Source organism: Arthrobacter sp. D1-29, from assembly GCF_054130585.1.
Window position 1 is genome coordinate 971,346 of record NZ_CP096383.1, and the last position, 12,688, is coordinate 984,033.

A 12,688-nucleotide genomic window follows, 5' to 3' on the forward strand; every position below is an offset into this window, starting at 1 on the left:
CAGGCGGCATACAGAGGCCGGCGGCAAAGGATCGTCCGTCGCGGGCACCGCAGTGGAGGTTCATTCTTAACGACTGTCCCGAAAGGACTACTGCCGTTATGGCCAAGATCATTGCATTTGATGAAGAGGCACGCCGCGGCCTTGAGCGGGGATTGAACATCCTCGCCGACGCCGTTAAGGTCACCCTCGGCCCGCGTGGACGCAACGTTGTCCTCGAAAAGAAGTGGGGCGCCCCCACGATCACCAACGATGGTGTTTCCATCGCCAAGGAGATCGAACTGGACGATCCTTACGAGAAGATCGGCGCCGAGCTGGTCAAGGAAGTTGCCAAGAAGACGGACGACGTGGCCGGCGACGGAACCACCACGGCTACCGTACTGGCACAGGCGCTGGTCAAGGAAGGCCTGCGCAACGTTGCTGCCGGCGCTGACCCGCTGTCACTCAAGCGCGGAATCGAGAAGGCTGTAGAAGCCGTCACGGTGGAGCTGCTTGCATCGGCCAAGGAAATCGAAACCAAGGAAGAGATCGCGGCAACCGCGTCCATCTCCGCCGGTGACGATGAGATCGGCGCCCTCATTGCCGAAGCCCTGGACAAGGTGGGCAAGGAAGGTGTTATCACCGTTGAGGAGTCCAACACCTTCGGCCTGGAGCTTGAGCTCACCGAAGGCATGCGCTTCGACAAGGGCTACATCTCCGCGTACTTCGTCACGGACGCTGAGCGTCAGGAAACGGTCCTTGAGGACCCGTACATCCTGATCGTCAACTCCAAGATCTCCAACGTCAAGGAACTGGTTGCTGTCCTGGAAAAGGTCATGCAGTCCAACAAGCCGCTGCTGATCATTGCCGAGGACATCGAGGGCGAGGCCTTGGCCACGCTGATCGTGAACAAGATTCGTGGCACCTTCAAGTCGGTTGCCGTCAAGGCTCCCGGCTTCGGTGACCGCCGCAAGGCCCAGCTGGCTGACATTGCCGTCCTCACCGGCGGCCAGGTCATCGCCGAGGAAGTCGGGCTCAAGCTGGAGACGGCCGGCCTGGAACTCCTGGGCCGCGCCCGCAAGGTGGTTGTCACCAAGGACGAGACCACCATTGTTGAGGGTGCAGGCGACGCCGACCAGATTGCTGGCCGCGTTTCCCAGATCCGCGCCGAGATCGAAAACTCCGATTCCGACTACGACCGCGAGAAGCTGCAGGAACGACTGGCCAAGCTGGCCGGCGGCGTTGCAGTCATCAAGGCCGGTGCCGCTACCGAAGTTGAGCTCAAGGAACGCAAGCACCGCATTGAGGACGCTGTCCGCAACGCAAAGGCTGCTGTTGAAGAAGGCATCGTCGCCGGTGGTGGCGTTGCACTGATCCAGGCCGGCGCCAAGGCGTTCGCCAACCTGCAGCTCCAGGGCGACGAAGCAACGGGCGCCAACATCGTCCGCGTTGCCATCGACGCTCCGCTGAAGCAGATCGCCTTCAACGCCGGCCTCGAGCCGGGCGTTGTGGTGGACAAGGTCCGCGGCCTGCCTGCAGGCCACGGCCTGAACGCAGCAACCGGTGAATATGTTGACCTGCTGGCTGCCGGCATCAACGACCCGGTCAAGGTGACCCGCTCTGCACTGCAGAACGCGGCCTCCATTGCCGGCCTGTTCCTCACCACCGAGGCCGTAGTGGCCGACAAGCCGGAGAAGAACGCTCCGGCCATGGGTGGCGGCGAAGACATGGGCGGTATGGGCGGCTTCTAGCCCCCAGCCGGTAACCGGCCCAGCGGCCGGACCCGTACATAAGAAATGCGGCCCCCTCATGGAGGGGGCCGCATTTTCTATGCTCGCGTTTTTTCTTGCCCAGCTAAGCGGGTGCGATTACTGGTAGCGCAGGCTCAGCAGCAAAGCCTTCAGCTGGGCGTACTGCACGCTGTTCATCCAGGCCTTTGCCGCCTCGGGGCTGGCAAAGATCGGCTGCTTTTCAAAGTCGAACAGCACGCGGGCGGACATGGCTCCATTGGGCATCATGATCTGATTGGTCCCCGAACTCCTCTCCCCGGCGTCGAATTCCGAGGAAAGACGCACGTCCATGAAGTAGGACGGACGACTGTCCGCCAATTGGGCGGGTGAGGCCGTCCCTTCAGAGGGATCAGCCAAACCTTGATCCGCCGCGAAACCGAACTCCACGGGATTTCCCGACTTGTCCGTGACCCCGGGAACTGCCGCCCTGTCCAGTACGGTCCGCTTCACCCAGCCACCCGTGCCATCACCGTAGAACCCGCTGAACACGTGGGCTACTTCTCCGCCAGCAGCATCCGAGATGATGGCTCCCAGGGAACTGGCCTTCGTGTCCTCCGAAAGATAGGGCCCTTGCTCCGTTCTGACACTCCAGCCAGTGGGGTACTTAAAGGAGACATGGCCGTCCGGGAAAGTGAACGTCTGCAGCGCCGCGGGCTGCGCCGCCGGTTGCGGCGGAGCAGTTGTTGGTGCCGCGGCGGGGGCAGTTTGTGCCGGGGTGGGGGTTGCAGCCGGTACCGTTGCTGACACCGATGGGGTGGCCGACGGAGTCGCGGAGGGCGTGGGTGTTGCCTGGGCGGAGGTAACAGTGGCTGCCGGCGCAGGCTTGGAACTCACCGAACCGAAGTTAGCGCCAACGAGGACCGCTGCCGTCACAGCAGCAGCGGCGAGCAAAAACCCACCGGCGATCTGCGCCTTGCGATGCCTGTGGTTGTCCAGGGAGGTCACACCCGCACCCGGGGGGCTGTGGCGGAAGACTGTGGTCCCTGACAGGATCTTATGCAGGGCATCTTCCCCATTCGGCTCCGCCTCTGGATCGATAGCCAGTGGGTCAACCGCTGATATCTGGTTCTTGACCGGATCCATGTTCTTCAGACCCCCATCTTGTGTGTAGTGGCTTCGGCCCCTGCAGGCACCTGTTTCCGGAAGGCTGCGCGGGCCCGGTGCAGACGGACCCTGGCCGCCGATTCGCTGCATTGCAGCACCCTCGCAATGTCTGCGGTGCCCAAGCCGTCCCAGTAGGCCAGCTGCAAAACGTCGCGGTCCTGTTCGCGCAACCGCATCATGGCATCCTGTACCGCGACGTTTTCGGACGCGTCCCCGAACCGTTGAACCACCGCAGTCCGCAGTTTGTCCAGCAGCGCCTGCCGCCTGTCGCGGCTGCGGTAAGCGTTTCCCACCAAGTTCCGCGCAACCGTCAACAGGTAGGGGAGGTCCTTTTGTGAGCTGTCGGCCCATTTCTGCCACACCACGCGGAAGACGTCAGCTGCGATCTCCTCCGCCAGGTCCGCCGATTCCACGCGTCGGCGGACGAACTTATAGACGGATGGATAGTTGTCTTTATGAATGGCGATAAACGCCAATTCGCGCTCTGAAAGCACGATTGTCCCCCCAATAAATAGAACCCGGAACTGCAGGATAACTGTATAGTTTCCGGCCGGGCCTCTACTGTTACACGCGGTGCCAATTTTTGGTGACGCCCGCGAGGTTTACGAAGTTCCGGATGCATTTGATCCTGTGCGTGGTGACGAGCGCCGGCTGATGGTTGGTCCTTCCCCAGGTCACCCGCATGCTCTGCGGACGCCCGCGCGAACGCATTGTCAGGGTGGTCTGGCAGGATGGAGCAGTGACAATTACTGCAGCAGCCGACGGTTCGGCTTTAGGAAATCCCGGCCCTGCCGGATGGGCCTGGTATGTGAACGACGATTGCTGGCGGGCAGGGGGCTGGCCGCACGGGACCAACAACCAGGGTGAGCTGATGGCTGTCCTGGACCTTTTCCGGGCCACAGCGCACGTTCCTGCGGAAGACCTTCGAATCCTGTGTGACAGCCAGTACGTCATTAACTCCATCACCAAATGGATGCCCGGCTGGAAGCGGAAGGGGTGGCGGAAGGCCGACGGCAAACCGGTCCTGAACGTGGAACTGCTGAAAGAACTTGACCGGGAACTCCTGGGCCGCAAGTACACCTTCGAGTGGGTCAAAGGCCACGCCGGCCACCCTCTCAATGAGGCAGCAGACGAACGGGCCAGGGCCGCCGCCACGGCCTACCAGCAGGGAGTAGCTGCCCGCTCGGGTCCGGGCTTTCCCGGTGCCCATACTCCTGCCGGCACCACCGCAGCTCCCGCCGGTATCACCACAGCTCCTGCCACGTTGAACGGCACAGCTCCCGCCGCGAACGGCACAGCGGCCCGCGGCCGCACGGGAACCGCTGCCGCTTCCGCCGCCCCCGCCGCGGCCCTTGCTCCCCGGGCCACGTCCGGTCCCGCCACGCTCGGCCTCCCGGCCTACGATGAGCCCGACCTGTTCAGTGAGCTGGAGAGTGAATCCTTCCCCGCACCAGGGGCCGCAGGTGCCGAACGTGCCCCGGAAGCCATCGTCGAGGCCCTCGAGCGCGAGCTCTTGGGTCCGGACGTCCGCGGCGACATCGGCAGGACCGGGGTCCTCCTGCACCCGGACTTCATGGAGATTGGGAGCTCGGGGCGGATCTGGACCCGTGACGCCATGATGATGGCCCTGGAAGAAGACCCGGGCGAGCGGACGGAACTGGAGGTGCTCGGGGCCGACCGCATCGGAACCGATGCAGTGCTCTTGACATATCGAAGCTATTCGCGCTCAGGTACCACCCTGCGAAGCTCCCTGTGGGTCCTTGATGGCGGTCGATGGAGGCTCAGGTTCCACCAGGGCACTCCGGAAGCCTGAAGCCTGACGAAGCCTAGAGCAGCAGGCAGTCAGCCCTCCCGGCTGACAAGTGGGGCAGCCCTCAGCTGAACCGCTGGGTGTTGCCCTGCTCGGTCTGGGCATAGCTGGCAGCCGCCGAAGCCAGCGCCAGGTTGATGGATGCCAGCGACGCCTCCACCTTGCCTTGGGTGATGGTCCACTCGGCCACCAGCGCCTGGAAGTTGGTGGCCGCTGAACCACGCCACGTGGCCTGGAGTTCGTCGAGGCCCCGCTTCATGGTCTGAACGTCCGCGCCGATCCGGTCCACGGTTGCTTTCACATTGGCTGATTTGAGCTGGAGCTGTTCGGTATCGACGGAAATGATGCTCATGGCTGCTGCCTTTCGATATGGTGGACAGCCTCCGCTGCCCGGCCCGGCTTCCGGACCGCTGCATCGAGCCTACGAAGGGCACCTGGCGCGGTGCCACAGCCACGTTGCTATATGTGGATAACCCGGCCGTCGCTTTGGTTGCCGCCGTCACCGCTGTCAGGGCCGCCCCTGCCAGGCATGCCAGGCCTGCCGCCCTGGGGCCCATCCGCACCCTGATTGGCGGCCTGCCCGGAACGGGAGCCGGCAGTGACCTGCCCTGCGCCCGGGGCGACTTGTCCTTCAGCCTCTTGTCCGTCAGCGAGTTGTCCCTGAGCACTTGGTCCCTGGGCACCTGGTCCGTCAGCATCAAGAGCCTCAACATCATGTCTGTCAGCATCCAGGCCATCAGCATCCATACCTTCAGCGTCCTGCCTCATGGGCAGGCTGACCACCAAGGTGGCCCCGCCGCCGTCGGTGGCTTCCACCCTGACCGAGCCACCGTGCGACCCGACGATAGCCGCCACAATGGCAAGGCCCAGGCCGCTGCCGCCCGTTTCACGGGTCCGGGAAGTATCCGCGCGGTAGAAGCGCTCAAAGACCTTGGAAGCGTCCTCCTGGGAGATGCCAGGTCCATGATCGCGTACCTCGATCACGGAGTACTTCTGGCCGCCGTCGGAGGTGCGGACTCCAACGGCAACTTCGATCGGACTTCCTTCCGGTGTATAGCGCAGCGCGTTGCCCACCAGGTTGCCCACCACCTGCCGCAATTTCGCTTCGTCCCCCAGGACGGGTGCCGGTACCGCAGCGCCGCCGTCGAGCCCGGTGAGAGTGATCGCACGTGTGCGGTCGCTGGCCTGAGTGTCTACCACGGCGTCATGCGCGATGAGATACAGGTCCACCGGTTTCTGCTGCAGTGGGCGCTGTTCGTCAAGGCGGGCCAGCAGCAGGAGGTCCTCCACCATGGATCCCATCCGTTTGGCTTCGCTTTCGATCCTCCCCATGGCGGTGGCCACGTCCTCCTCAGTGGCGAGCGCGCCGTGGCGGTAGAGCTCGGAGAATCCCCTGATGGTTACAAGCGGGGTGCGCAGCTCGTGCGATGCGTCCGCAGCGAACCGGCGCATCCTGCCTTCAGAGGCTGTGCGGGCGGAAAAGGCTGTTTCGATATGCGCGAGCATGGCATTGAGCGAGCTGCCAAGCCGCCCCAGTTCGGTGCCGGGGTTGTCCACTTCCACTCGACGGGAGAGGTCGCCAGCAGCAATCGCGGCAGCTGTCTTCTCAACCCTGGCAAGCGGCCGGAAGGACCGGGAAACCGTCCAGCTGGCAATCAGGGAGGCCAGCAGAAGAGTCAGCAGACCCACGCCGCACACCACCAGGATGGCGTGCTCCAGGACGTCGTCCACGCTGGTCAGCGGCAGGCCGATGACAACCACGGCACTGGTGCCGTTGTTCAGGACTGTAACAGCCACCACGCGCCAGTTTTCGCCGTCGGTCCCCCGAACCTGATAGGGGCGCCCGCCCTGGTCCCGTGCTTCCTGGACAGAAATCGACTTGATGTCCGGCCGGTCGTCCGGATCACCGCCGAAGGGGATGGGATCCTGGCCCGGAGTGAACAGCGTCAGGGAATAGTCGGTGAGCACCATCGGGTTGGGCGTCTGCAGTTGGGTGAACGAGCGCTGCTGGCTGGCGAGCTTGACGGCGGCGTTGAGTTTGTCGTCAACCTGGCCCTGCAGATAGCTGTGTAGCAGGGTCAGCGTGCCGGCACCGGTCACCGTCAGGGCGACGATCAGCAGCGCCATGATCATGGCCACAAGCTGTGACCTCAGCGAGGCCGACTTCCACCGGTGCAACAATTTCAGCGCTTCTCTGCCGTTCGGAGAACATAGCCCACGCCGCGTTTGGTCTGGATCAGGGCCGGCGCGTCCGGATCCAGGTCCACCTTGCGCCGCAGGTAAGAGATGTAGGACTCGACGATCGAGGCGTCCCCGTTGAAGTTGTACTCCCACACGTGGTCCAGAATCTGTGATTTGGACAGCACCCGGTTCGGGTTCAGCATAAGGTACCGGAGCAGCTTGAACTCGGTGGGGGACAGCTCAATAACGGTGCCGCCGCGGCGCACCTCGTGCGCATCGTCGTCGAGCTCCAGGTCATCCACCCGGATCACGGCATCGTCATCGAGCATGGGCTGGGTTCGGCGGAGGACCGCACGGATCCGGGCCACCACTTCATCCAGGCTGAAGGGTTTGGTGACGTAGTCGTCGCCGCCCACGGTGAGGCCGGTGACCTTGTCCTCCGTGTCGTCTTTGGCCGTGAGGAAGAGGACGGGGAAGTGCTTGCCGGAAGCGCGGAGCTTGCGGGTCACAGTAAAGCCGTCCATGTCCGGGAGCATCACGTCCAGTACCGCCAGGTCCGGGGCATGGAGCTCAGCCGCGGCCAAAGCGTCCCTGCCGTTTGCGGCGGAGACTACCTCGAACCCCGCAAAGCGCAGGGAGGTGGACAGCAGCTCGCGGATGTTGGGTTCATCATCGACAACGAGGAGCTTGGCTTCGGGCCCGTTCTTATTCATTCTCCCATCATGCTCCCAGAGTCTGTGAGTTTTCTGGGTGGACGTTGTGCGTTTCATGGGGGCGCCCGGGCGGTGTCACATTTCCGGACACGCCAGGTGCTGCAAAGTCGCTTTAGCCGGGCAGGCCGACGTCCTTCGCGTCCATGATGCGGTAGGCGTACCCCTGCTCGGCCAGGAACCGCTGGCGTTTCGCGGCGAAGTCCTGATCCAGGGTGTCCCGTGCTACCAGGGAATAGAAGAGTGCGGCACGGCCGTCTTTTTTGGGCCGAAGCAGCCTGCCCAGCCGCTGAGCTTCTTCTTGCCGTGACCCGAAGGACCCGGAAACCTGGATGGCGACAGACGCCTCCGGCAGGTCGATGGAAAAGTTGGCCACCTTGGACACCACCAGGGTGTGCACGTCACCGGCCCGGAAGGCATCAAACAGCTTTTGGCGTTCCTTGACCGAGGTATCGCCCTTGATGACCGGAGCCTGGAGCCGCTCCCCGATCTCGTCCAGCTGGTCGATGTACTGACCGATCACCAGTAGCTGCTCGCCCTGGTGCCGGGCCACGAGCTGCTCCACAATCAGCGTCTTGGACTCCGACGTGGAGCACAGCCGGTACTTGTCCGCGTCCTCAGCCATGGCGTATGCCACCCGTTCATCCCGCGGCAGGTCAATCCTGACTTCAACGCAATCAGCCGGTGCGATGTAGCCCTGCGATTCGATGTCCTTCCACGGGGCGTCATACCTCTTGGGCCCGATGAGGCTGAACACCTCGCCCTCGCGGCCGTCCTCGCGGACCAGGGTGGCGGTGAGGCCCAGGCGGCGGCGGGCCTGAAGGTCGGCAGTCATCCGGAAGATCGGGGCAGGCAGGAGGTGCACTTCGTCGTAAATGATCAGGCCCCAGTCGTGGCCATCCACCAGCTCCAGGTGCGGGTAGAGGCCGCCCCGCTTAGTGGTCAGGACCTGGTAGGTGGCGATGGTTACGGGGCGGACTTCCTTGACCGCACCGGAATACTCGCCGATTTCGTCCTCGGTCAGGGAAGTCCGTTTGAGCAGCTCGTCCTTCCACTGCCGGGCGGCCACGGTGTTGGTTACCAGGATGAGCGTGGTGGTTGAGCTGGTGGCCATGGCGGCGGCACCCACAAGGGTCTTGCCCGCGCCGCAGGGCAGGACCACCACGCCGCTCCCGCCGGCCCAGAAGTTCTCGGTGGCGAGCCGCTGATAGGGCCGCAGTTTCCAGCCGTCCTCGTTCAGGGCGATCAGGTGCGGAGTGCCGTCAACGTAGCCGGCGAGGTCCTCGGCGGGCCAGCCGATCTTCAGCAGCAACTGTTTGAGCTGGCCCCGCTGAGAGGAATGCACCACGATGGTCTCGCCGTTAATCCGGGGGCCCAGCAGGGGCTGGATTTTCTTGGACCGGATGACTTCTTCGAGCACCGGGTAGTCGTCTGTGCGCATCACCAGGCCATGTTGCGGGTCCTTCTCCAGCCGGAGCCTTCCGTACCGGGACATGGTTTCCTCGACGTCGATCAGGAGCGAGTGCGGCACGGGGAACCGGGAGTATTTGAGCAGCGTATCCAGGACCTTCTCCGCGTCCAGCCCGGCGGCGCGGGCATTCCACAGCCCAAGGGGAGTGAGCCGGTAGCTGTGCATGTGTTCCGGTGCGCGTTCCAGCTCGGCAAACGGTGCGATGGCATGCCGGGCTTCGGTGGCCAGTTCGTGGTCCACTTCAAGCAGGATTGTTTTATCGCTCTGGACAATCAGCGGGCCGTCGTTCACTCGGGGGAGTCCTTCACTGGCGCAGTTCCTCTGCAGCCTCTATATCGATGATGCGGTGGATGGAGAGCACGCGTTCGGTGTCCTTCGCCGGATCAAAAACCCTGACCCGGCCGCCGCTTACAGATAGCGGAACAACCGTTTCCAGGTTGGCATTCCCCTGGCTGTCCACCACGTTCATGCTGACCCGCTGCTTGAGGCGGATGGCCCGCTGCAGTGTTTCCAGGCCAAGCTGCGTGGCCGCCTCACCGGATTCCGCCGAGGCTCCGGCGCCGGCGGAGCCGGCGCCGCCGGGCGCAGACGGGCTGCCGGCGCGGACTAACTTGTTATGGCGAAGCAGGGACAGCTGGGCCTCCACGTCCGCCTCGGCCGGGGCTGTCCGGGGAGCGGTATAAACAGGGCGGACGCTGCCAGCGGCACCGGTAGTGCGGCGCAGCCGGACCACCGACGGCTCGGATTCCTCCACCGAAGGCGAGAGACCCAGGCCGCGAAGTACATGCGCGGTCTCCCGGGGAGGCGCGGACGAGATCAGCACCGTAGGCGCGATCCGGGTGAGCCTCAGGCCCGCCGTCTTCGATTCCGCGGCGAGCTCCAGAACTGTCGTTTCGTCGTCGCTCTGGATGAAGCTCGCAGCGGCGCCGACGTGTAGCCGCCCGTGCCGGGCCGCGGTGTCCTCCACCAGGTATTCCAGTGGCTGGGGAACTGAAGTGGCGGAATGTTCACGCAGGAACTCGAGCAGGCTGGAGGCATCGTGCCCGGAGTCCAGTGCCCGCCTGACGGAAGATGCGGAGAAGCGGTAGATGGTGGCTGGACCCTGGCCTTCGGCGTCCGCCATGAGCAGCAGTTTCTCGCTCAGCTCCGGTGAAAGGTAACCGGGTGCCACCGCCGTGAGGTCTGCCTGCAGAAGCACATGGTTCAGCGCTGCGGGCAGGTGCTCGCCCAGGATGCCCAGTGCTTCGTCCGGGCTGTCTTCTGCCATGGCGCTTCCCAGCTGGCTGAGCGCGCCTGACCCAATCAGGCCAAGCATTTCAGCCTCCGCCAGGACGCCCCGGATGAGGGAACTGAAACGGCGGGCCATCCGGGGCTGGGCCCATTCGGCCCGCTGGAGCACGGCGGCGGCATCCAGGACCGGGGCTTTGCCATCCGAGGCTGCTGCCTCACGGGTGAGCTCATTAAGAATTTCCAGGATCCGTTTCCTCACCACCGGCGCGTCGGGCCGCTGTGCTTCGGCGGACAGTGCGTTGATGATGCTTCCGGCAGCTGTGCGGTGGGCGCCGGAACCGCCGGCCGGGCCTCCCACCGGCTGGCCTACAAGCGACGGGACACGTTCGCTCGCAAGCCAGGCGTTGACCAGCCACAGCCACTGTTCCTGCCGTGGAAGAACCAGCCATTCCAGCTGAGGCGGCTGAACCCAGGCCGAAGAATCCACATCCAGCCGGAGCAGCCCCGACAGTCCGCAAAGCTCCAGCAGCAGGCCCATCCGGGACTGGTCTATGCGCAGGGCCTCGGCAAGGCGCCTCATCTCGCGGACGCCCACCCCTCCGCTGCGCAGCGTTGCAAGGGGTTGTTCCCTGACCACATACAGCAGCTCGCCAACCAGCCGCAGCGTCTCGGCGATGGCCCCGAGGGCGGCATTCCTGCGCAGCAGGGCAGTGGTGTTTCCGAGCTCGGGAACAGGGGGCGACAGCGTGAAGTCGTTGATGACAGCACCGCCACGCAGGGAGAGTCCTACGCTGTGCGGCAGTTCCACATGGGCGGCGTCCAGCGGCACCAGCAAGCCCCGGGCAAGCAGCCAGTCAACGGGCCCGACGTCGGCGCCCTCGTTCGCCACGGACGCCTTGCGTTGCGCCTGGGGAACGGCACCCATGGCCCAGTTGCGGAACCGGGCGAGCAGCGCCGTCGTGCGTTCCGGGGCTCCGGCCAGAACCTTTTGCAGGGCCTCCGGCGATGATGTCCAGTGTTGGAGGGACAACGCTGCTTCCATGGGTGTGGTGGCCGGGTGGATGGCCACACCGCTGCGGTGCAGTTCGGAAACCAGCTGGACGGCACGCTGGGCGAAGGCGGGCTGCAGCCGGACCAGTTCTGTATAGCTGCGGCCCAGCCCCGCCGGATAGATGCCCACCACATCCTTGAGGCACCCCACGGGAAGGTAGAACCGCTGGCGGCGGGCAGTGGAAGGGGTTCCGTGTGGCGGCTCCGCCCGGTGGACCAGGGCCAGCTCCTGGAGTGAGGCCAGGATGCGTTCTACGGCGGTGACCGTGGATCCTGAGATCAGTTTCCTGACCACTGTTGCCGAGGCGCTGTGTTCGGTGTCTGTGTTGGTGCAGAGATGGAGGGTTTCCAGGACCTGCATCTGGGGTTTGTTGAGGCGCTCCAGTGCGCGCTGGACGCTGACCCGGGCACTGGCCCTGGCGGCGAGTGCGGAGAAATCGGGAACGGTGGGAGAGATAAGGTCCGGCCGCGCGGCGAACAGGGCACGCAACGATTCGTCGCTGCGTGCCTCCAGTTCCTTGCTGAGCGCGCGAATGAGGGACATCAGTCCAACGTTACCGCCCGCCGGGCTTTCCTGCCCGGCGCCTGCCGGCCACACTGTCCAGGACCAGGAAGAGCATCAGCAGGAAGGCCAGCGGCAGGCCGTACAGGGCTGTGGAGGTGACCCACACGGGCGCTACGGAACCCGCGAACGCGAATGCCATCACCGCGCCTACCGCCACCAGGGACAGGATGGCAACAAACGCTGCGCAGATCATCAGGGGCCGCCGGTAACGCGTGGGAGTCATGCCCGTAACGCTAACAGCCCGCGGCGCCGTGATGAGCCGTTGAAAGCGGGATTCCGCTGTCAGTCAGGATAACCTTGAACAATACAGACCAACACGGTCCGGGCCCTCATACCCTGAACCCGCATATCAGTGCGGATGCGGTGACGGCCGTCCGTGTCTCAAGACGTCAGAACGAAGAGGGTTGATTACGTGCCTACCGGCAAGGTCAAGTGGTATGACAAGGAAAAAGGTTTCGGATTCCTCGCGGGCGAGGACGGCCAGGAAGTCTTCCTGCCCAAATCATCGCTCCCGGAAGGCGTCACGGAGCTGAAGGCCGGGACGCGCGTTGAATTCGGTGTGGCAGACGGCCGGAAAGGCGCGCAGGCGTTGGGTCTGCGGGTCCTGGACAAGACACCTTCCATTGCCAAGGCCAAACGGCCGAGCGCCAAGGATCTGGCCCCCCTGGTTCAGGACCTGGTGACAGTGCTGGACAACCTCTCCGGCACCTTGTCCGCAGGTAAGTACCCGGAAGGCAACAAGGGCAAGGCCATCGCCGCTGCCCTGCGTAAGGTTGCCGACGAGCTGGACGTTTAGGTCTG

At 64.4% G+C, this 12,688-nt stretch carries 10 protein-coding genes and 1 pseudogene; 3 read left to right on the forward strand and 8 right to left on the reverse strand.

Annotated elements, in window-relative coordinates; all coding sequences use genetic code 11:
• The first annotated feature begins 98 nt into the window (after positions 1 to 98).
• Positions 99 to 1,727, forward strand: a complete 1,629-nt coding sequence (gene groL / locus M1E17_RS04600) for a chaperonin GroEL (RefSeq protein WP_457965763.1) — start codon at positions 99 to 101, stop codon at positions 1,725 to 1,727.
• 117 nt (positions 1,728 to 1,844) lie between these two features.
• Here groL and M1E17_RS04605 read toward each other — a convergent pair whose 3' ends face one another.
• Both M1E17_RS04605 and M1E17_RS04610 read right to left on the reverse strand, forming a co-directional pair.
• Positions 1,845 to 2,849: a hypothetical protein gene (locus M1E17_RS04605; RefSeq protein ID WP_457965764.1), complete on the reverse strand. Its 1,005-nt coding sequence runs from the start codon at positions 2,847 to 2,849 to the stop codon at positions 1,845 to 1,847.
• 5 nt (positions 2,850 to 2,854) lie between these two features.
• The gene (locus tag M1E17_RS04610) at positions 2,855 to 3,364 is read right to left on the reverse strand and encodes an RNA polymerase sigma factor (RefSeq protein ID WP_457965765.1); all 510 of its coding nucleotides are present in this window, start codon (positions 3,362 to 3,364) and stop codon (positions 2,855 to 2,857) included.
• 245 nt (positions 3,365 to 3,609) lie between these two features.
• Between M1E17_RS04610 and M1E17_RS04615 the strand changes: the two genes are divergently transcribed.
• Complete coding sequence (locus M1E17_RS04615; RefSeq protein WP_457965766.1) at positions 3,610 to 4,683, forward strand: RNase H family protein; 1,074 nt, start codon at positions 3,610 to 3,612, stop codon at positions 4,681 to 4,683.
• 61 nt (positions 4,684 to 4,744) lie between these two features.
• On the opposite strand, the gene M1E17_RS04620 is transcribed toward M1E17_RS04615, so the two are convergent.
• The 6 genes and pseudogenes from M1E17_RS04620 to M1E17_RS04645 all read right to left on the reverse strand — a co-directional run bounded on the left by M1E17_RS04620 (position 4,745) and on the right by M1E17_RS04645 (position 12,110).
• Positions 4,745 to 5,032 (reverse strand): WXG100 family type VII secretion target, encoded by a 288-nt coding sequence (locus M1E17_RS04620; protein ID WP_457965767.1) that lies wholly within the window; start codon positions 5,030 to 5,032, stop codon positions 4,745 to 4,747.
• Positions 5,033 to 5,433: 401 nt separating this feature from the next.
• A pseudogene (locus tag M1E17_RS04625) lies at positions 5,434 to 6,861 on the reverse strand (sensor histidine kinase); the annotation flags it as partial.
• Between the two features lie 2 nt (positions 6,862 to 6,863).
• Positions 6,864 to 7,574: a response regulator transcription factor gene (locus M1E17_RS04630; RefSeq protein ID WP_457965768.1), complete on the reverse strand. Its 711-nt coding sequence runs from the start codon at positions 7,572 to 7,574 to the stop codon at positions 6,864 to 6,866.
• 112 nt (positions 7,575 to 7,686) lie between these two features.
• Positions 7,687 to 9,333, reverse strand: coding sequence for a DNA repair helicase XPB (locus tag M1E17_RS04635; RefSeq protein WP_457965769.1), 1,647 nt, complete (start codon positions 9,331 to 9,333; stop codon positions 7,687 to 7,689).
• Between the two features lie 13 nt (positions 9,334 to 9,346).
• Positions 9,347 to 11,866 carry a helicase-associated domain-containing protein gene (locus M1E17_RS04640; protein ID WP_457965771.1) on the reverse strand — a complete coding sequence of 840 codons (2,520 nt, stop codon included), beginning with the start codon at positions 11,864 to 11,866 and terminating at the stop codon, positions 9,347 to 9,349.
• A gap of 10 nt (positions 11,867 to 11,876) precedes the next feature.
• A complete protein-coding gene (locus M1E17_RS04645; RefSeq protein ID WP_267277847.1) occupies positions 11,877 to 12,110 on the reverse strand; it encodes a hypothetical protein in 234 nt (77 codons plus the stop codon).
• Between the two features lie 189 nt (positions 12,111 to 12,299).
• Between M1E17_RS04645 and M1E17_RS04650 the strand changes: the two genes are divergently transcribed.
• A complete protein-coding gene (locus M1E17_RS04650) occupies positions 12,300 to 12,683 on the forward strand; it encodes a cold-shock protein (RefSeq protein WP_457965772.1) in 384 nt (127 codons plus the stop codon).
• Positions 12,684 to 12,688 lie beyond the last annotated feature (5 nt).

What these genes read in the sequence shown, in the direction of transcription:
- groL (WP_457965763.1), top strand. Translation starts at nt 99, where the DNA reads ATGGCCAAGATCATTGCATTTGATGAAGAGGCACGCCGCGGCCTTGAG.
- M1E17_RS04605 (WP_457965764.1), bottom strand. Translation starts at nt 2,849, where the DNA reads ATGGATCCGGTCAAGAACCAGATATCAGCGGTTGACCCACTGGCTATC.
- M1E17_RS04620 (WP_457965767.1), bottom strand. Translation starts at nt 5,032, where the DNA reads ATGAGCATCATTTCCGTCGATACCGAACAGCTCCAGCTCAAATCAGCC.
- M1E17_RS04630 (WP_457965768.1), bottom strand. Translation starts at nt 7,574, where the DNA reads ATGAATAAGAACGGGCCCGAAGCCAAGCTCCTCGTTGTCGATGATGAA.
- M1E17_RS04640 (WP_457965771.1), bottom strand. Translation starts at nt 11,866, where the DNA reads ATGTCCCTCATTCGCGCGCTCAGCAAGGAACTGGAGGCACGCAGCGAC.
- M1E17_RS04645 (WP_267277847.1), bottom strand. Translation starts at nt 12,110, where the DNA reads ATGACTCCCACGCGTTACCGGCGGCCCCTGATGATCTGCGCAGCGTTT.